Below are 18,947 nucleotides of genomic sequence, written 5' to 3'. Positions count from 1 at the left end.
GCCAGTGGCACGGCCGGATCAGTCAATGCTTGACGAGACGGCGGTAAGACTTGCTGCTATCGCGTTTTCCCGCCAATGTCCGATGTCGTTCGCTGGTCTACGGCCTTGCCATCGAGAATGCTTTTGAGGACATCGAGGCGGTCGTTGATGAGCCATCCATAATAGTTTTCGACCGGCAGGCGGGTTTTTGCGCCCGCATCCACCGCCGCCCGCAGGCGTTCGGCGCGCCGCCTCGGCTGGCCGACATTGTAAAGCGTGGCGGTAATGCCGGGATTGCCCGAGATGTCGAAGCCTTTTTCCCTGTAGGCGTCGATGGAATCCCTGATGATGGCGGCGATGTAGATGATGCTGCGGTCGGGGTCCATGACGTCGCGGTAGATTTCCTTCGGCCTGTCCGCCGAAAGTTTCGGCAGGCCGCTCGTTCTGTTCACGAGGTCGGTGACCTGCAGGGCTGTCAGCGGGCTGATCTGGCCAAGCCCGAAGGTCTGTCCCGCATAGAAGGGCTGGAAGAAGGCACGCTGGAACGAGATGGCCTCGTAGCTGGCGCCATCCACCACCTTGCCGCGGAAATCCTCGTCCCAGACGGTATCGCGGCAGCTCCATTGTTCGGAGGTGGTGGCAAGCGGCTCGCAGGACCGGAATTCCGGCCGCTGGAGGAATGTTTTCAGGGAAACGCCATTATAGCTGAATTTGATATCGAGTTCGGCGTAGGAAATGGCCTTGACGTAATAGGTCTGCAGGCGATCCACGGCCGAGACGTTGAAGGTGTGCTCGCCGACGATGGCGCCGACAATGTGGATCGGGTCGATGCCATAGGCTGCCGCCGCCTTCTTGATCTTGCCGACGAGGGCGGGCTCGCTGTTCAGGAGATCGATCGTCTTGCGGAATTTTTCCTCGTAGGTCGTATAGAAAGCCTTGGTCCGGATCGCCGAGGCTCTCGGTATTTCCGGCTGCTCCGCCGAGCGGTTTCCGGGGGGAACGACAGTCATCTGCTGCGCCACCGCGTAATTGGGAAGGCAGGCCAATGTCAGAATGACGGTGGCTGCGCGGGTGATCTTCGCAAACAGGCTCATGCAGCGTTCTCTGTAATGTGGATTTATTGCGGTGACGGCTCCTTCATAGGCAGGCCCACCATGCATGGCAAGTTGCCGCCGCTCACATTACCGTTGCCGGCGCCACGAAGGGCGTGGACGGTGCGAGGGGAGGAAAACGCCGCTATTATCGGTATCGTTAAAAGTCGAGCGATTTGTTTCAAGTGAAGTCAAGCCGGTAGCGGTAGGTCATGTCATCAGGAGATGGACATGACCTATTTCAAAAAAATACTGCAAGCATGTTTTCTGCTGACCGCTGCGGGCCTGCTTTCGCCGGCAGAGGCTTCGCCCTCGATGTCGACGGGTGCGATCACCTCGCAGCCGGTGGGGCATTATGAATTCTGCCAGCGGCATTCGGCGGAGTGTCAGCCCGTGAAGGCCATGCCGCCGCTTCATCTCACGCCCGATAACTGGAAAACCATCGTTTCCGTCAACAGCACCGTCAATGTCGAAATCGACCAGCGTTCCGATATGGAGGTATGGGGTTACGAGGACTATTGGGAATATCCCTACAAGGGTGCCGGGGATTGCGATGACATCGTGCTGGAAAAGCGCAAGCGCCTGATGGATATCGGCCTGCCGGCCTCCAACCTGCTGATCACCGTTGTCCGTGACGAGCGGGGAGATGGTCATGCCGTCCTCACGGTAAGGACGGATCGCGGCGATTTCATTCTCGACAATATGAAGCCGAAAATCCTCCGCTGGGACGAGACGCCCTATAGCTATCTCAAGCGTCAATCCACCAACCATGCCGGTCGCTGGGTGGATATTGATGGCTCCGGTTCGCCGGCCATCGCCGCGCGGGAGGTCGATCGCGGCACCGCCGTGCCCGCAACCACCGCGCGCCGCAACATCATCGATCTGTTCAGAAACCGCTGAACCAGCGGTTTCCGGGAACCTGCTGCTATACCTAGTCCTGGTGTTTCAGGGCGTCGACTGCGGCTTCGGCGCGCGCGGCAGCCTCCCTTGCTTCACGCGCAGCGCTGGAGGCTGCTTCAGGGTCGGTGGAGGAACCATCATAGCCGCCCATGGCGCGCTCCCCTATGCCGATGTGAAAATCCTTCAGCTGGAAAGCCGCAAATGCCAGAAGGGCGGCAATGCCAATAAGAAACCATGTCTTCCTGTTCAGCTTCATTCGCGTTTCCCCGATCATCAGTCGGTGATGTGCAATTCGATCGCCTGTGACGAGAAGCAACCGATGAAGCAGGATATCGGGTCGCCGTCCGTCGTCTGGTCTATCGCGGTATAGGCGAGGACCGGCAGGGATTTCGACGATTTGAGGAAATGATGTTCGTGCGGAGCGGGCAGCCTTGCGACGACGATTGTTTTTGCACGGTGATAGTCATTCACGCCGAACCGTTTCAGCGTTTCGCTGATCGATCCAAGGTCCTCGAAAATCTCCGGAAAGCCGGAAAACCGTGTCGCGCAACAAAAGCGCGTGCCGATGCCGATGGGGTGGCCGTTGGCGTAGGCGCCGATTTCCAGGGCGATCAGCGGCGCTTTTGCGCCAAGACCAAGAGCCGCCGCGACGTCTTCCGTCGCCGGTTCAAGCCACCAGCGCAGCAGTTTGCGTTCCGGCCGCGCATTCACGGCTTCAAGATTGCGGTCGAAATGGACGCGGCGGCCAACGACGTAAGGGATCGGCGCTTCGCTGACAAAAGTGCCGCTGCCGTGCAGAATGCGCAGCAGGCCTTCTTCTTCCAGTGATGCCAGCGCGCGGCGCGCGGTCATCCGGTTGACGCTGAATTCCCGGGCGATGTCCTGGCTGGAGGGAATTTTTTCGCCGGGCTTCAACTGCCCCTGTTCGATCCGCCCGCGCAATGCGGTGGCGACCTGCCGCCAGAGCGATTGTGTTTCTGATGTTCCGTTGTCCATGTGCGGCGTCCGATTGTCTTGCAGATGTCACATGAATGAGTTTAAAGGTATATACCTCTTGAATTAGGTTTATTCCATTTATAACTCATCCGCCTCGGTTGTCCGCATGAATACCAGTATTTCGCCTGACCGCTACATTGTTTGGGATTTTGAGGGCACCCTTGCCGTTCGCAGGGGACGTTATACCGGCGCGCTGGAGGCCGCAGCGGGAATGGCCGATCCCGCCTTCCTCGGCATGGCTGACAATATCCGTCCGTTTTTGTCCGGCGCGTTTCCCTGGCATCGGGCGGAACTCGCACATGCCTTTGCGGGAGATGCGGAAGGGTGGTGGCGTGCCATTCTCACGGCAGCCGAAGCGGCGCTCGTGGCACTGGGCATGGACCGAGGCATGGTGGTGGAGGTCGCAGAACGTTCGCGGGATATCTATCTCGATCCCGTCGGCTGGGAAATCGATCCGCAGGCGATGCCCGTGCTGGCAAAATTATCTGCGGCCGGCTGGCGTCATGTGATCCTGTCCAATTTTGCGCCGGAACTGCCGTTACTGGTGAAAAGCATCGGGCTCTCCGGTTACATGGATCATGTTTTTTCCTCCGGGCAGATCGGCCTTGAGAAGCCCTCGGTCGCGCTTTTTCGTCATGTGGCCGGGGTTCTGGCACCGCATCGTGCTTGCTGGATGATTGGCGATAATCCCCATGCCGACATTGCCGGCGGCCGGGCCGCCGGTCTCTCGACCATCTTGCTGCGACCTGAAGGCCCGGGGCCCGGACTTTCGGTCACTGAGCTTTCCGCCATTCCCGCCATCATTTTAGAGGAGAACCGACCATGACATGTTCCGAGGCCATCGCCCTGTCGATGAAAGACAGGCTGCGCCAAATCCCGTCGCTGAAAGCGCCGCTTCCGGAGTGCGATCCGCTTGCGCTGCCCGATACGCCGCAGGACGCTTTCGCCCTGTGGCTGGACGATGCCCTCGATGCCGGTATCCGCGAGCCGCACGCCATGACCTTGTCCACGGTGGACGAGAATGGCTGGCCGGATGCTCGCATGCTGATCCTGAAAAACCTCGATGAGCGCGGCTGGCATTTTGCCGTTAAGGCCGAGAGCCCCAAGGGGCGGCAGATCGAAAACAGGTCGCATGTCGCTTTGACCTTCTACTGGTCTGCGCTCGGACGACAGGTCCGCCTGCGTGGCCCCGCAATCATGCTTTCCGATGGCGAATGTGCGGAAGATTTTCTCGACCGACCCGCCAGCTCGCGGGCCAGCGCCATCGCCTCGCGGCAAAGCGAAATTCTGGAAGCGGGCGAGGGCCTCGAAAGCCGTATGGCCGAGGCGCAGGCGCTCATCGCGGCCAATCCGGATTACGTTTCCCCGGGATGGCGTGTCTATGCCGTTGCGCCTGTTGTCGCGGAGTTCTGGCAGGGGGCATCCGACCGCAATCACAAGCGGCTGCGATATGTTCTCTCTGGGGACGGCACGACCTGGGACAGGTCTCTTCTCTGGCCGTGAAGCCGACCCGGACCGTTGGAAACCGCTTTGGTTTGCCGACGGTCCGGTGTCTTGCTTGTCTTCGGCTTATCGGCTTGTGAGACCGACGCCCGTTTCTTCATCGAAGAGATGCATATCCGACGGGTTGATATCGAGGCCTATGACCTCGCCGGCTTTGACTTCGCTGCGTCCCTGCACCGCGATGATCAGTTCTGTGGATGTGCCCGTTGTGAGGAATGTGGCCGAGCCGGTGGTTTCCACGGCGGAAACGGGCAGCGTCAATGCCGCGCCATTTGCCGCTGTGGGCCTTATGTGCTCCGGCCTGATGCCGACGATCACTTGTTGGCCCGGCGGCAAGGCGGCCGGATTGCTGATCGGCTGCTGCGGCTCGCCTTCACCGAACCGCAACAGAAGCGAAGCGCCATCCGCGCTGACGGTAGCCGGAATGAAATTCATCGCCGGCGAGCCGATGAAACCCGCCACGAAACGATTGACCGGGCGGTCGTATAATTCCAGCGGCGTGCCCTGCTGTTCGATGATGCCATCGCGCATGACGACGACATGATCGGCCATGGTCATCGCCTCGATCTGGTCATGGGTGACATAGACAGAGGTTGCGTGCAAGCGGTCGTGCAGCGCGCGGATTTCCTTGCGCATATGGACGCGCAGCGCCGCATCGAGATTGGAAAGTGGCTCGTCGAACAGGAAGGCCTGCGGATTGCGGATGATCGCCCGGCTCATGGCCACACGCTGGCGCTGGCCGCCGGAAAGTTCACGCGGATAACGCTTCATCAGCTTTGAAAGACCCGTGGTGGCCGCAACCTCTTCCGCCGCCTTGCGGGCCTCGGCCTTGGCCACGCCACGCATACGCAGCGAATAGGTGAGGTTTTCCTCCACCGTCATATGCGGGTAGAGCGCATAGGACTGGAACACCATGGCCACATCGCGCTTGCGCGGCGGCACGCCATTCATGAGCGTTCCGGCAATGCGCATGTCGCCGGTCGATATGGTTTCCAGCCCGGCGAGTGAACGCAAAAGGGTGGATTTGCCGCAGCCAGAGGGGCCGACAAGTGCGACGAAGGTGCCCTTCCTGATGGAAAGGTTGATGTTCTTCAGCGCATGGAAGGCGCCGTAATATTTGTTGACGCCGGAAAGTTCGATCTGAAGGGTCATTTGAGCGCTCCTGAGGTCAGGCCGGAAACGATGCGGCGCTGCAAGAGAATGAAGAGGGCGAGAATGGGCGTCACATACATGGTCGCATAGGCCATGATGTTGTTCCATTCGCTGGTGTTGGGGCCCATGAAGGAATTGAGGCCGACGCTGGCCGGCTGCAATTCGGCCGCCTGTATCATCGATTTCGAATAGACGAATTCGCCGAAGGCCTGCATGAAGATGAGGATGGCGCTGACGAGGATGCCGTTTCTGGCAAGCGGCAGCACGATATTGAAAAATGCGCCGACCCGGGAGTTGCCATCCACCAGCGCCGCCTCTTCCAGCTCCTGCGGCACGGCCATGAAGGTGGCGCGCACGAGCACGACGAAGAAGGGCATGCTTTTCGCCGCAATCGCGAGGATGACCGAAAGGCGCGGATAATCCAGAAGCCCGAATTGCGAGAAGCCGACGAAGATCGGTGTGATCATCAGCGATGCCGGCAGAACCTGCAGCATGAGGATGAGGAACAGGCCGATATCCACCCAGACATTGCGATAGCGCGCCAGCACATAAGCGCAACCGACACCGAGAATCGTAATCAACAGCACGGCGCCGGAGGCGATCAACACTGAGTTCCACAGATATCGGCCCATGTTGCGGCTTTGCCAGACATAGGCATAGGTTTGCCATTGCGGGTCTGTCGGCCAGAAACCGGGCGGGTTGGCGAACATCTCCGAGCCGCTTTTAAGCGATGTCAGATACATCCAGTAAAGCGGGAAGAGGTAGATGATGGCGAGCACGATGGCGATTGCCAGCATCAGGCGATTGCGGTTGGTGGTGCTCATCCGCGCACCTCATGCCGTGTGGAACGCACATAAACGATGGAAGCCAGCATGACGAAGACGATCATGATGACGGAGATCGTTGCGCCCTTGCCGAAATCATATTGCCGGAACGACAGGTCCCAGGCCCAATATTGCGCCACGTTGGAGCTGTTGTTCGGTCCGCCATCGGTAATGGCGGCGAAAAGATCGAATTGCTGCAACGTGAAGATCAACCCGAGCGAGACGATCGCGCCGATGGTGGAGCGCATCATCGGCAGGGTAATGGTGTAGAAGCGTTGCCAGGCGTTCGCCCCGTCCAGTTCCGCCGCCTCGTAAAGATCGCCGGGGATTGAGGCGAGGCCGACGGAAAGCAGGATCATGTTGAAGGAGGTGCCGAGCCAGACATTGGCGATGACGACGGCCCACAGCGAAAAATTCGCATCCGAACGCCAGAAGATATTGCCCGATATCAGGCCGCTTTCCCGCAGGAAGAAATTCAGCACACCGAAATCGCCGGACAGGATCCAGTTCCAGATGGCGCCGACGACGAGGCCGGGCATGACCCAGGACACGAGGAACAGGCCGCGCAGCCAGGTGGCGCCGGGAAAATTCACCCAGAAGAACAGCGCCAGTCCGAAGCCGATGGCGAACTGTCCGGCAATCGAGGCGACCACGAAGGTGACGGTGTTCATCAGGATCGGCAGGGTTTCCGGCTGCCGGAACAGATCGACGTAATTCTTGAAACCGACAAAAGGGCGCACGAAGGTGCCCAGGCTGAACATGTCAACTTCCTGAAAGCTCATGACAATGTTGTAGATGAGCGGCAGACCCGCCATGACGAACAGGAAACTTAAGGGCAGGGCGACAAGGACGATGTCGAAACCGCGACCGTCACTGACGCTGGAAAACAGTTTTTTCATGAAACATCCTCGCAAGCTCCGCTTGGGGCCGCCGCCGCATTTTGCGACAGGCGACCCCACCGGGAGGAACCCTGCGGATGGGCGCCGGACATTCCGCTCGCCCGTCCATCCAATCAGCCTTCGACCAGCTTTATCTTTTCAGCGGCCTGATCGAGCGCGGCTTTCGGCGTCATCTGTCCCGACAGGGCGCCCTGGATGGCGTCCTGAATGGCCTTGGAAATCTTCGGCCATTCGGGCGAGGGGCCGCGTGGTTGCGCATATTTCAGCTGCTCGACAAAGGTCTTCAGCGCCTCATCCTTTAGCGCATTGCCGGTTGGCGGTACGGGAACATCCGAGCGCGCCGGCAATTGACCGAAGTTCTTGAACATGTCCTTGTCTTGAGACGCGAAGAATTCGATGGCCTTGAAGGCCTCTTCCGGGTGCTTGGTCTTGGAGAAGATCGCCCAGTTATAATCGCCCATGGCCGAAGATCGGGGGGCGTCCGGTGTAGGCACCGGCAGCAGGGCAACACCCCAGTCGAACTTGGCGTCCTTCAGCATGCGGTCGATTTCCCATGGGCCGGAAATGACCATGGCGGCATTGCCGGCGTTGAAGGTGGCGGTGGAATCCCACTGGCTGCGCGTCAGCGTGTCCGGTGATGCCAGCTTTTCATCCAGCATCAGTTTCCACGTTTCGAGCGCTTTGACGGCCCCCTCGGTATTGATGTTCTTGTAGGTCGCGCCCGCCATCTGCGCCCAGGGCAGGAACTGGAAGGTGCCTTCCTCATTGGCCTTGGCGCTGAAGCTGATGCCATAGATGTTCTTTGAAGGGTTGGTCAGCTTGCGGGCCGCTTCCACCAGCTCGTCCCAGGTCTGCGGCGGTTTTGCCGCATCGAGCCCGGCGGCCTTGAACAGGTCCTTGTTGTAATAAAGCGCAATCGTATTCGTCGCCTTCGGCACGCCGAAATATTTGCCGTCCCACATCACCGATTTCAGCGGCCCGGGAAAATAGTTTTCCGTCTTGATGATATCCGACTTGGCGATCATGTCGGTCACGTCAAGAAAGGCGCCGCGGGCGGCGAACATGGCGTGGTTGGGGTTGTCGATGGCGATGATGTCCGGCGCATTGCCGGTCGAATAGGCGCGCATCGCTTCGCTCACCACATCATCGAACTGCAATTGCCGATATTCGATCTTGATGCCGTTATTGAGCTTGTTGAATTCATTTATGAGGTTCGGTGCCGGCTGGATATCACGATCCAGCGACCACAAGGTCAATGTCACGTCCTCCGCGTGGGCGGCAATCGCGCCGGCGGATACGCCCGCCAGCACAAATGCGCCGGCCATCATGCATTTCGCGATACCCATAATCTCCTCCTTTTGGTTATCGTCGCTGCAGTTTTCGCAAACCTTCTCCCCAAAGGTTTGCGTTATGTCGGATCGACGACGAAATCGCCGCCGCGGCATTTTTTCAGATAGTTCAGGCCATGCACCTGGCCCGTCATTTCCAGCGCATCGCGATAGACGGGGTCATGCCAGCCTTCGATGTCGATGGAGCCGGACCAGCCGGCAAGACGCAGTTCGGAAATAATGTCCGTCCAGTTGCTGTCGCCAAAGCCCGGCGTGCGCATGAAGACGAACTTCTCCTTGCCGAAAATGCCGTGCTCGCGGATGACGTCCCAGCGAATGGTCGCGTCCTTGCCATGCACGTGGAAAATCTTGTCCGCCCATTTGCGGATCTGCGGCAGCGGATCGATGAGGTAAACCATCTGGTGGCAGGGTTCCCATTCGATGCCGATGTTGTCCTCAGGCGTTTCGTTGAACATCAGTTCCCAGGCATCAGGATTATGGGCAATGTTCCAGTCGCCGGTCTGCCAGTTGCCGTCCATGGCGCAGTTTTCGAAGGCGATCTTCACGCCCTTGTCGGCGGCGCGTTTTGCAAGCTCGCTCCAGATTTGCCTGTATCGTGGCAGGCTCTCGGGTAGGGGCTTGCCACGCAACCGGCCGGTGAAACCCGCAACGCAGGTGGCACCGAAATGATGGGCATTGTCGATGCAGTCTTTCCAGCCCTGCAATGTCTGCAGGTCGATCTCGGTTTCTTCCAGCGGATTGCCGAACATGCCGAGCGTGCTGATGGTGATGTCGCGTTCGCCGATCGCCTCGCGGCAGCGCTTGCCGAGTTCAGCGATGTTCTGACCGTTGGTCGTCTGCCAGAAGAACGGCTCGAAGCTTTCAAAGCCGAGATCGGCTATCTGGCCGATGCGCTCAGCCGCCTGTCCTTTGCTGGCGCTGACCATGGTGCCGATACGGATGGATTTTGCCGGATTGCTCACGTCTTTCAGTCCTTATGCTGCAATGGAAACACGCTGACCAAGGCGGGCGCTTTCAATCGCGCCGATCACCATGGCAAGGCTGTTGATATTGTCGAAAGAGGCCGTCTCCGGCATTCGGCCGGTGCGGATGGATTCCAGGAACGAGAGAATGACGCTGGCGTGGCCGCGTGTATCCCGTTCAGAAACGCTATCGGAAACGTTTACGGTCGTGAAGCCTCGCAAGAGGCCCTGTTCATCACCCGCCACGGAGGCGGAGAAACCGTCTTCACCATCCCAGAGGATCATTCCCTTCGAGCCGATCAGCCGCCAGCGGGCTTCCCAGCTGGTTCTTTCACCTTCGGCGCACCATGAGCCACGATAGGTGAAGACCACATCGTTGGAGAACTCAAAAATGGCATTGGCGCTTGCCCCGTGGGCATACCAGGAACCGGCCGGGTTCTTTTCCACGCAAAAGACGGAGAGGGGCTTTTCATTGGCGACAAAACGGGCTGCGTCAAAGGTATGGATCGCCATGTCGAGAAGCAGGACGTTCTTCATCTCTTCACGGAAGCCGCCGAAATGAGGACCAAGGAAAAAATCACAATGAATGGCCGTCAGATCGCCAATGATGCCGTCTTCCACGGCGCGTCGTAGCCGCCGGATACCCGCCACGAACCGCCGATTTTGCACCACCGCGTGGACTTTTCCGGCGTTTTTGGCCAGTTCCACCAGGCTCGCCGCCTCTTCCATCGATGCCGCAAGCGGCTTTTCGCTGAGCACATGGCATCCGGCCTCAAGGCCTGCCGCGACCACGGCAAAGCGTGCCTGCGGAATGACGACGTCAAATAATATGTCTGCTTTTGTTTGCGCCAGCACCTCACGAAGATCGGTGCCGATGACCGCGTCCACCAGCCCGAATTCTTCGGCAAGTGCGCGGGCCGTGCCCTCGTTCAGATCAACCAGCCCGGCGATCCTGATCGCGCCGGCGATTTCCGGCGTGGATTGAATGGCGCGCAGCCAGCCTTTGGCCATGGCTCCGCACCCGCATAAAACGGCGTTGAATGTCATCTCATCTCCCCGGACTCTTTCGCAAACTCCTCTTTGCGCAAAGCGTCGTAAACGTTTACGAGACTATGACGATGATGTTAGATATGTCAAGACCGTAAAGGGGCGCGTTGATTGCGCATCCGGTTTGGGAGGGGAATGCATGAAAGGAATCCGTCAGCTTGCCGATTATCTGGAGATATCGATAGGCACCGTTTCCCGTGCCCTGAACGGCAAGCCCGATGTGAACGAGGAAACGCGCCGTCGCGTTCTGGAAGCGGCGGAAAAGCTTGGTTATGTCGCCAATCAATCGGGGCGCAGCCTGCGGCAAGGCACCACCAATGTCATCGGCCTGATGACCGGCAGCGACGCGCAGACGGTGGAGAATTCCGACAACTTCTTCATGGGTGTGACGGATGGCCTGCAAAGCGTGTTTTCCGGCCACAATCTCGATCTGATCGTTCTTCCCTGTCCGGGGGAGGAAGATCCGGACGAATATCTGAAGCGCATGGTGGCGCGCCGCATGGTTGACGCGATGATCATTTCCTCGACCCGTCGGATCGACAAGCGTGTTGATTTCCTGAAACAGACCCGTCTGCCTTTTGTGGCGCTCGGCCGCACCTCGTCCAGCACGGACCATACCTGGATCGATCTCGATTTCGAAGGCGTGGCGAAAAGCGCCGTCAACCGGCTGGTGGCCGCAGGTCATCGTACCATTGCGGTGGCGGCCGCCGATAACGACATCAATCTCGGTTATGTCTTTCTGGAAGCCTATAAACGCGCCCTCGAGGAAAACGGCATAACATACGATCCGTCTCTGGTTATCCGCACAAAATCGAGCGAGCAGGGCGGATATCATGCCGCCAGCGAGTGGCTGCAGATGCGCCCGCGACCGACGGCCATCGTGCTGATCTATGAGCTGATGGCGGTCGGTCTTTACCGGCGGCTTGCCGAAGTCGGTCTCAAACCGGGGCGCGATCTCGCCGTCATCGGTTTTCGCGACGGCCCACGCGGCCAGTTTCTCGAACCGCGCCTGACCAGTTTTCGCATGTCGCTGCATGATCTTGGCGTGACGGTCGCCCAGACGCTTTTATCGACCATGCCGGCCTTTGCGCCTTTCTATCCCGATCAGGCCCGCCGTTGCATCTGGCCGATGCAGCTTGTGGCGGGAGAGAGTGATCTTGCGCCTTAGGCGCTTGCGCCCGCGCGTCAGGGCGATAGCATCGGTAGCGGTGGCTCGCCTATGTCAGAGTTTGTAGTCTTGAATGCTCACGACGCCGAACGGATTGAATTTATAACTATCGTCCTCATACCGCATGTCATTGGACAGGGTGGCATGATGAGCCGTTACTGTCGTTTCCACACCATCGCGCGCCATTTGATCAGCAATATCGTCCATCAGCGCGGCGATCTTCAATTGTTCCGGATTGGTTGACGGCAGGTTTTCGTCTTTCCGGATGAAGCTTACTTCAACATCAGGCAGCCCGACCAGATGGAATCCGACGCTTGCCATGCCGTTGGCATCGTCGCCGATCGGTCGGCGTGCGAAAGCGAGACGGCAGGTTCTGGCAAGCGCTAGCAGATCACCTGACGCGGCGTTGCTGCGCGACTGCTCGAAAAGCTCTTTCCAGCGCCGTGCTCCATGCGCAACGCCTGCGCTTTCGCCTTTGACGGCGATGGCGCCGTGGTCAATCATATGTTGCACGAACTGCAAGGCCGTGGCGGATATCATGACCGCATTTTCCGCGTCCATCGACGGGCCAAGCACATAAAGAACCGAGCCGTGTCCAGCGACAGCCTCTTCGTCAACCTCCTGATAGGTGTCCGGGTCAACACGGTCCCAGCAGACATTGAAGGATCGCTCCATCCGGTCGTCCGGTTCATCCTGCGAATATTCCTCATCGATACTGAAATCGGCAGCAAATGTGTCGACTGCGGTGCGAGCGCTTTGTTGGAGCGCTGTCAGACCTTTTTCTGTTCCGAGGAAACACAGAACATGCCGGGGTTTGTATTCGGACCGGGATTCGGCAAAGGCCGATGATTTGCTTGCTGCTTTACCGAGGGATGGCGCGCCCAGAACAAGGCTGCCCAAAAAAGCGAGAACACCGCGACGCCCCGAATTCATCCGCTACCCCCAAATGGCTTCGTCAACAGGATGGGGGAGTTTTATATCGGTATATTCATGCAAGCCATATGACAGGCGTCTTTTTATGGTCTCGGGTATCGTGGATAAAACCGTGCGAGATGTTGTCACCCTGTTTGGAGGAAAAGGCCGTCTCCTGTTGGATGATGCCGCGCGGTCTTCCAGATTGCCGATGTGTGAACTGATTGTCGACTGGTACTCGGCTGATCCAGGCTCAATCCCTGTATTGGCTCTTGTATCGGCGAATGACGGCGGCGCATTCTTCTGTCAGCTCTTTTTCGCGTGCAGCAAGGCATTGGAGGATGCGGCCGCCGCCCGGCGCAATTGCGCTGCACAGCCTGTGGTAATCGGCTTCGCAGGTCTTGCGTAGGTCCGGGTTTGACTGTGCCAGTGCGGGTTGTGCCGGAAGGGACATATAGACCATCAGAAAGCCGGTCGCGGCCATGCGGACAGCTGCTGGAAGGATGGAGCCTGTCATATGGTTTCTCTCTGTGTGGATTGCGCAAACACGCGTTGTTGCTCTGGATGCCGGTCCAGTTTCCCATTTTGTCTGAATCCCGGTTCGGCGCGGAAAAGCCGTGTCACGGCCGCACGATCTTTCCGTGCCGGATGGTGGTGCCGTCGTGATTGTGGCGGACGCTGCCATAACGGCACGCATTCGGGCCGCATGCGACGACGCCTGCCCCGTGTGCATGCCGGGGGGAGCCGTGATAGTTGTCCCAGTGGCCGTACCAGTGCCTGCCGGCATAATGCGCCTGCCAATAGCTGTAATTGAAGCTGACGACGGTGATGTTGAGCTGGGATGTGGTCGACGGCGTGATGACGATCGTATTGCCGTTATACTCCACCCGGATATAGCTGGCGGCCACCCAGCCGCGGTTGCCCGCCCAGCCAATGTCGCACCAGCTCAGATTTGCCATGCAGCCGTGAAGCGTGACGGCCGAACCGGCGAACAGGGTGGTGACGACCGGATAGGCCGTGCCCGGGCCGGCCCTTAGATTGACGTTGGCGACGGCAAAAGCCGCGCTCGCGGCGTTTGCCGCGGATGGGACAGTGATGGCCAGCATCAGAGCCAGAGTTGTAAGATTTCGATTCATTTCATCACCTTTCTTGAATTCGGCGCAACGTTCCGACGAAGGGCCAGCTGCCGCCAGCGGGGTTGCATTGGCGAATTTTATGAGCAAAGCTCGGTTTTGATACTCGCATTCCAGAACGTCGGGAGCATCATGGCGGCGGATAATCAGGGTCTTGTTTCTGTTCGGAAAAAGCCGTCTCAGGCGCGCGCGCGGCACACGGTCGGCATCATCCTCGAAGCCTCCGCTCAGATTTTGCGGAAGGAGGGTGAGACGGCACTGACCACCAATCGCATCGCGGAAAAAGCCGGGTTTTCGATCGGCACGCTCTATCAATATTTCCCGAACCGGGACGCCATTCTGCAAAACCTGGTGGAGCGCGAGCGGGAGAGCAGCGAAATGCGGATTCGTGCGGCGCTCGGCAGGGTCGCGCCCGGCGCGCCTGCGGAAACGGTGCGGCAGGTGGTGCGTATACTGATCGAATCCTTTACCCGCCACAGCCGGATGCGCAAGAGCTTCACGCTGATAATCATGCGCCTTGCAACCGCGCGCGGGGTCCCAACCCGTCTCGATTCCGTTGCGGGCCTGATTGTGGAGACGTGGCGCAATTCGGGCGACAACGATGCCGTGCTTACGGAAACCGAGGTTTTTATCCTGACGCGGGCCGTGCTGGGCGCTTTGCGCGCCGCCATTCTGGAGGAGACGAATCTGCTCGGGACCGCCGCGTTCGAAGATGCCCTCGTCCGGCTGATCATGGGTTTTCTGGGCAACGGTGGGGCATCGCGCCGCGATGGTGTCCATGCGGGCTGAAACAACACCGGGGCGACAGACGGTTTAGGTCTGTCGCCCCGGTCATGACAGGTGAGCGGGTGACAGAATATCTGCGCCTCGCGTCACCTCGTCCGCCGCATCTTATTTCGTGGTGTAACCGCCATTGACCAGAATGGTCTGCCCCGTCATCCACCAGCCGTCGGTAACGAGGAAGCGGATATAGGGAACGATGTCCTCGATATCGGTAAGGCCAGTCTTCGAGAAGCCGGAGAGGGCCGCTGCGCTCTTGTGATAGGCCTGTGCTTCTGGCGTCTCCTGCCCGTAGAAAAACGGCGTGTCCATTGGTCCGGGGCCGATCGCCGTCACCGAGATGCCACGTTCGCCGAATTCCTTGGCGGCGGCGCGGGTGAAGTGTTCCACCGGCGCCTTGGTGCCGGCATAGCTGGCGTAAAACGGTGTGAATGCTCCAAGAAGGGAGGTAACGAGGGTGCAGATCTTGCCATTGTCATTGACGTGGCGGCCGGCCTGCTGGAGGAAAAAGAAGGCGGACTTGGCGTTGACGGCGGTCATCTCGTCATATTCGGCTTCCGATGTTTCGAGGATCGGTTTCTTCAGCACCTTGCCGACCGTGTTGATGGCGATATCCGGCCGGCCGATGGCGGCGACGGTATCGGCAAACAGTTTTTCGACCGCACCTGCCGTCGTGAGATCGGCCTGGAGGGCAACGGCCTCCGCGCCGGCTGCCTTCACGGCCGCCACGGTTGCGTCGGCATCGGCCTTTGTGGCGGGGCTGTTATAGTGGATGGCGATTGCGCCTGCGCCCTGGCTGGCAAAATCGCGTGCGATCAGCCCGCCGAGGTTTTTCGCGCCGCCGGCGATGATGACTGTTTTACCTTTGATGGAATGATCGGTCATGGGGTTGGCCTCCTTTGCCGATGCGCAGCGACGTTTGCCGCGCTTTCATGTCGCAAGGATATCGTCTAGAATTGCGCGATAAAGACCGCCATTCTGACATGACTTGTCAGAAAATCCGCACAGTGAAGGATGTCCGTTGGATCGCATCGACCTGTTCCGTATCTTCGCGCGCGTCGTAGACTGCGCGAGTTTCACGCGGGCCGCCGATACGCTTGGCATTCCGCGCTCCTCGGTTTCGGCGGCGGTGCAGGAGCTGGAGGCACGCGTCGGCGCCCGCCTGCTCAACCGCACCACGCGCAAGGTCTCTCCGACCGAGGATGGATCGGCTTTTTACGAGCGGTGCCAGCGGCTGATCGCCGATGTCGAAGATGCGGAAAACCTGTTCCGGCAGAGCGCGGCGCAACCCTCGGGGCGGCTGCGGATCGATGTGCCGGGCCGGATCGGCCGCCTTGTCATCGCACCCGCCCTGCCGGAATTCCTCGATCTTTACCGGCAGATCGACATCAGCCTCGGCGTGACGGACCGGGCCGTCGATCTGGTGGAGGACAATATCGATTGTGTGCTGCGCGTTGGTCCGCTCAGCGATTCCGGTCTCATCGCAAGGCCGATCGGCAAGCTGCCGCTGATCAATGTCGCCAGCCCCGCCTATCTGGAGCGTCACGGCACGCCGCAGCTTCCCCATGATCTTTCCCGCCACTGGGCCGTCAATTATGCGTCGCCCTCCAGCGGGCGCCTGGAAAACTGGGAATGGCTCGAAGGCGAGGCGCTGCATTCGGTTTCCATGCGCGGCCGCGTCACCGTCAACAGTGCCGAGGCCTATATCGCCTGCTGTCTGGCTGGTCTCGGTTTGATCCAGATACCCGCTTATGATGTCAGGCCGCATATCGAGAGCGGTGAACTGGTCGAGGTCATGCCCGCCTATCGGGCTGAACCGATGCCGATGACGCTGCTTTATGCGCATCGCCGGCATCTGTCGCGGCGATTGCAGGTCTTTGCCGACTGGCTGGAAGCTCTGTTGCGGCGGCAGCTGCTCTAACCTGTCGGCGCATGTTGTTCGAGCCAGATTGCGCTGGAATGGTTGATTGATTTCCATCAGGAAGACGATAGTCGTTGTAGCCGTGCGGGCGAAAGTATTGAACGTACGGGCAGGCGATGCGGAGGAGCTTGGGGATGGCGTCGAAACGGCAGGGCAGGCGTGTCACGATCACGGATGTTGCCGAACGGGCAGGGGTCGGCACGGCAAGCGTCGACCGGGTCCTCAATGATCGCGGCAATGTCAGCGAGGCGGTCAGCAAACGGGTCTTGCAGGCGGCAAAGGAACTTGGCCTGCGCCGCATGTTGCCGCAGGCGCATCGCAGGCTGATCCGGATCGATGTCATCCTTGCCCGGCCGGAACTGCCGCTCATCGCCCGCATGGGTTTCGAGTTCCGGCGGATCGCAACCTCACTCGACAGGTCGATCGTCATTCACCGGACGGTGCTGGAGGATGAGCGGCCGGAAACCCTGGCAAAGGCGCTGGCGAAGACCGGCTGCGATGCGGTCGTCTCCTATATGCAGGATCATCCGCTCGTCCATGCAGCGGTGGAGGAGCTGAGCGCCCGGGGCATTCCCGTCGTCACCGTCATCTCCGATGTTCCCGGCTCGGCGCGGATCGGTTATGCTGGCACGGATCACTATCGCGCCGGCCGCTCGGCCGGTTATTTCATCAGCAGGATGGCGCGCAAACCGGGGCCAGTCATCCTGCTGTGCAATCATCTCGGTTTCCAGTCACATGCCGACCGTGTGCGTGGAGTCACGCAGTTTCTGGCGGAAAAGGCGCCGGGCTGGCATGTGGCGCGCATCGTGGAAGGAGGCGACGACCGCACCCGTTCGGAGCTTCAGCTGCGCGAGGCCTTTCATGCTGAGCCCGATACCGTTGCCGTCTACAATGTGGGAGCGGCCAATATCGGTGTGGCGCGTGCCATCCGCGCCGATATTTTACCGGATCGCCCCCTCTTTGTCGGGCATGAACTGACGCGCAACACCGCTGCGTTTCTGCGGGAAGGACTGATGTCGCTCACCATCGACCAGAGCCCGGAACTGCAGGTGCGGCTGGCGGTGAACATCCTGCTTCGCCATTTCGAATTCTTCGATGCCGGGCAGGGGTCCTTTCCACCTGAAACGGAGGTGCCCATCGTCCTTTACGGGCCGGAAAACCTCCCGAACCCGCTGCCTTTCTGAGAAGCCGAACGGCTGATGGTTTTCCATCAGTGTGGCATTTGCCGGGCGCGATGCGCCGGGGCATGTTTGCCGCGTCCGAGGGCGTTCTTGGCCGGTCAAAGGCGGGCGTCTCTCCAGGGAGGAAACATCATGAACGACATCATCGCCCCCGTCCGGTGGGGCATACTCGGCGCCGCGCGCATCGCGGACGGTGCCATCATTCCTGGCCTCGTCAAAAGCGCCGTCTGCGAGCCGCTCGCCATCGGTGCGCGCAGCGCGGAACGGGCGAGAATCATGGCCGACCGGCACGGCATTCAGCGCGCCTATGGCAGCTATGAAGAGGTGCTTGCAGATCCGGATGTCGAGGCGGTCTATATCGCCCTGCCGAACCATCTGCATGTGGAGTGGACCCGCAAGGCGGCGAAGGCCGGCAAACATGTCCTGTGCGAAAAACCGGCAGCCATGACGGCGGCGGAACTCGATCAACTCGGGGATATCGATCCGGCGTTGAAGATTTCCGAGGCCTTCATGGTTCGCCAGCAGCCGCGCTGGATCAGGCTGCGGCAAATCCTTCAGGCGGAAGACTATGGCCGGCCGCTTTCCTTCTCCTCGCTCCTGTCCTTCATGATGACCAATGAAGCGGATTTCCGCCAGAAGCCGGAATTCGGCGGTGGCGCCTATTATGATCTCGGCTGCTATACCGCCATGGCGGCGCGTTATGTTTTTGGTTCCGAACCGAAGCGCGCTTTCGCAGCCGCCGCCCATAATGCCGGCGGCATCGACATGTTCACCTCGGTCATCCTCGATTTCGGCGACGGCAGACACGCGACCTTCATGGTTTCGATGGCGCAGGCCTCCTCGCAATCGATCCAGATCGTCTGCGAAAGGGCCTTCATCTCGCTGCCGCAGGCCTATGTGCCCTCGCGCGTCAGCCCCAACATCATCGCCATCGACACCTCGGCCGACCACGCGAATTCGGACATCCATACGCTCGAATTTCCGCCGCTCGACCAATACGAGGAAGAGGTGACGAATTTCTCCCGGGCGGTCCGCGGCGAGGCGGTGCCCTATTTCGACATGCGGGACGCGCGGGCCAATGCGGCCGTGGCTGACGCGGTTTTCGCCTCGGCAAAAAGCGGCGCTTGGGTTGATGTGAAAGGATATTGAA

The 18,947-nt window shown here is 59.7% G+C and carries 21 protein-coding genes; 8 read left to right on the top strand and 13 right to left on the bottom strand.

Features of this window, described 5'->3' with window-relative positions; all coding sequences use genetic code 11:
• Positions 1 to 56: 56 nt before the first annotated feature.
• On the bottom strand, positions 57 to 1,073 hold the full coding sequence (locus JZX88_RS19300) for a DUF1402 family protein (protein ID WP_110758747.1): 1,017 nt from the start codon (positions 1,071 to 1,073) through the stop codon (positions 57 to 59).
• Between the two features lie 228 nt (positions 1,074 to 1,301).
• On the opposite strand from JZX88_RS19300, the gene JZX88_RS19295 reads away from it, so the two are divergent.
• Positions 1,302 to 1,970 carry a transglutaminase-like cysteine peptidase gene (locus tag JZX88_RS19295; protein WP_174033069.1) on the top strand — a complete coding sequence of 223 codons (669 nt, stop codon included), beginning with the start codon at positions 1,302 to 1,304 and terminating at the stop codon, positions 1,968 to 1,970.
• Positions 1,971 to 2,001: 31 nt separating this feature from the next.
• Here the strand turns inward: JZX88_RS19295 and JZX88_RS19290 are convergent, their stop codons facing one another.
• Together JZX88_RS19290 and phnF are read right to left on the bottom strand one after the other, a co-directional pair.
• Positions 2,002 to 2,226 carry a hypothetical protein gene (locus JZX88_RS19290; protein WP_206914475.1) on the bottom strand — a complete coding sequence of 75 codons (225 nt, stop codon included), beginning with the start codon at positions 2,224 to 2,226 and terminating at the stop codon, positions 2,002 to 2,004.
• 17 nt (positions 2,227 to 2,243) lie between these two features.
• Positions 2,244 to 2,966, bottom strand: a complete 723-nt coding sequence (gene phnF, locus JZX88_RS19285) for a phosphonate metabolism transcriptional regulator PhnF (RefSeq protein WP_206914474.1) — start codon at positions 2,964 to 2,966, stop codon at positions 2,244 to 2,246.
• Positions 2,967 to 3,072: 106 nt separating this feature from the next.
• On the opposite strand from phnF, the gene JZX88_RS19280 reads away from it, so the two are divergent.
• On the top strand, positions 3,073 to 3,792 hold the full coding sequence (locus tag JZX88_RS19280) for an HAD family hydrolase (protein ID WP_206914473.1): 720 nt from the start codon (positions 3,073 to 3,075) through the stop codon (positions 3,790 to 3,792).
• A complete protein-coding gene (locus JZX88_RS19275; RefSeq protein WP_246753504.1) occupies positions 3,789 to 4,469 on the top strand; it encodes a pyridoxal 5'-phosphate synthase in 681 nt (226 codons plus the stop codon). The genes JZX88_RS19280 and JZX88_RS19275 overlap by 4 nt, the downstream gene beginning before the upstream one ends.
• Before the next feature lie 66 nt (positions 4,470 to 4,535).
• Here the strand turns inward: JZX88_RS19275 and JZX88_RS19270 are convergent, their stop codons facing one another.
• The 6 genes from JZX88_RS19270 to JZX88_RS19245 form a co-directional block, all read right to left on the bottom strand.
• A complete protein-coding gene (locus tag JZX88_RS19270; RefSeq protein ID WP_206914472.1) occupies positions 4,536 to 5,621 on the bottom strand; it encodes an ABC transporter ATP-binding protein in 1,086 nt (361 codons plus the stop codon).
• On the bottom strand, positions 5,618 to 6,445 hold the full coding sequence (locus tag JZX88_RS19265; protein ID WP_046801001.1) for a carbohydrate ABC transporter permease: 828 nt from the start codon (positions 6,443 to 6,445) through the stop codon (positions 5,618 to 5,620). The genes JZX88_RS19270 and JZX88_RS19265 overlap by 4 nt, the downstream gene beginning before the upstream one ends.
• Positions 6,442 to 7,344: a carbohydrate ABC transporter permease gene (locus JZX88_RS19260; RefSeq protein WP_142858903.1), complete on the bottom strand. Its 903-nt coding sequence runs from the start codon at positions 7,342 to 7,344 to the stop codon at positions 6,442 to 6,444. Before JZX88_RS19260 ends, JZX88_RS19265 begins: the two co-directional genes overlap by 4 nt.
• A 113-nt stretch (positions 7,345 to 7,457) precedes the next feature.
• Positions 7,458 to 8,690: a sugar ABC transporter substrate-binding protein gene (locus tag JZX88_RS19255; RefSeq protein ID WP_206914471.1), complete on the bottom strand. Its 1,233-nt coding sequence runs from the start codon at positions 8,688 to 8,690 to the stop codon at positions 7,458 to 7,460.
• 62 nt (positions 8,691 to 8,752) lie between these two features.
• Positions 8,753 to 9,655 carry a TIM barrel protein gene (locus JZX88_RS19250; RefSeq protein WP_206914470.1) on the bottom strand — a complete coding sequence of 301 codons (903 nt, stop codon included), beginning with the start codon at positions 9,653 to 9,655 and terminating at the stop codon, positions 8,753 to 8,755.
• Between the two features lie 12 nt (positions 9,656 to 9,667).
• Entirely contained in the window at positions 9,668 to 10,702 is a 1,035-nt protein-coding gene (locus JZX88_RS19245) for a Gfo/Idh/MocA family protein (protein WP_206914469.1), read from the bottom strand.
• A 139-nt stretch (positions 10,703 to 10,841) separates the two neighbouring features.
• On the opposite strand from JZX88_RS19245, the gene JZX88_RS19240 reads away from it, so the two are divergent.
• Entirely contained in the window at positions 10,842 to 11,870 is a 1,029-nt protein-coding gene (locus JZX88_RS19240; RefSeq protein ID WP_206914468.1) for a LacI family DNA-binding transcriptional regulator, read from the top strand.
• A 54-nt stretch (positions 11,871 to 11,924) separates the two neighbouring features.
• Here JZX88_RS19240 and JZX88_RS19235 read toward each other — a convergent pair whose 3' ends face one another.
• The 3 genes from JZX88_RS19235 to JZX88_RS19225 form a co-directional block, all read right to left on the bottom strand.
• Positions 11,925 to 12,803, bottom strand: a complete 879-nt coding sequence (locus JZX88_RS19235; RefSeq protein WP_206914467.1) for a hypothetical protein — start codon at positions 12,801 to 12,803, stop codon at positions 11,925 to 11,927.
• A 232-nt stretch (positions 12,804 to 13,035) separates the two neighbouring features.
• Positions 13,036 to 13,266, bottom strand: a complete 231-nt coding sequence (locus tag JZX88_RS19230) for a cysteine rich repeat-containing protein (protein WP_174032293.1) — start codon at positions 13,264 to 13,266, stop codon at positions 13,036 to 13,038.
• A 136-nt stretch (positions 13,267 to 13,402) separates the two neighbouring features.
• Positions 13,403 to 13,918 (bottom strand): SH3 domain-containing protein, encoded by a 516-nt coding sequence (locus tag JZX88_RS19225; protein WP_153045049.1) that lies wholly within the window; start codon positions 13,916 to 13,918, stop codon positions 13,403 to 13,405.
• Between the two features lie 129 nt (positions 13,919 to 14,047).
• On the opposite strand from JZX88_RS19225, the gene JZX88_RS19220 reads away from it, so the two are divergent.
• Positions 14,048 to 14,704, top strand: coding sequence for a TetR/AcrR family transcriptional regulator (locus tag JZX88_RS19220; RefSeq protein WP_206914466.1), 657 nt, complete (start codon positions 14,048 to 14,050; stop codon positions 14,702 to 14,704).
• Positions 14,705 to 14,806: 102 nt separating this feature from the next.
• Here JZX88_RS19220 and JZX88_RS19215 read toward each other — a convergent pair whose 3' ends face one another.
• On the bottom strand, positions 14,807 to 15,580 hold the full coding sequence (locus tag JZX88_RS19215) for an SDR family oxidoreductase (protein ID WP_206914465.1): 774 nt from the start codon (positions 15,578 to 15,580) through the stop codon (positions 14,807 to 14,809).
• 136 nt (positions 15,581 to 15,716) lie between these two features.
• Here JZX88_RS19215 and JZX88_RS19210 point away from each other — a divergent pair, with 136 nt between their 5' ends.
• From JZX88_RS19210 to JZX88_RS19200, 3 genes are all read left to right on the top strand, one after another.
• Entirely contained in the window at positions 15,717 to 16,616 is a 900-nt protein-coding gene (locus JZX88_RS19210; RefSeq protein ID WP_206914464.1) for a LysR family transcriptional regulator, read from the top strand.
• Positions 16,617 to 16,750: 134 nt separating this feature from the next.
• Positions 16,751 to 17,800, top strand: coding sequence for a LacI family DNA-binding transcriptional regulator (locus JZX88_RS19205; protein ID WP_206914463.1), 1,050 nt, complete (start codon positions 16,751 to 16,753; stop codon positions 17,798 to 17,800).
• Between the two features lie 129 nt (positions 17,801 to 17,929).
• Complete coding sequence (locus JZX88_RS19200) at positions 17,930 to 18,946, top strand: Gfo/Idh/MocA family protein (protein ID WP_206914462.1); 1,017 nt, start codon at positions 17,930 to 17,932, stop codon at positions 18,944 to 18,946.
• The last annotated feature ends 1 nt before the right edge of the window (position 18,947 follow it).

Origin of the sequence: Agrobacterium sp. OT33 (genome assembly GCF_017313365.1) — a bacterium.
In the GTDB taxonomy this organism is placed as follows: Bacteria; Pseudomonadota; Alphaproteobacteria; order Rhizobiales; family Rhizobiaceae; genus Agrobacterium; species Agrobacterium rhizogenes_A.
This window is presented reverse-complemented; position numbering and strand designations above follow the sequence as displayed.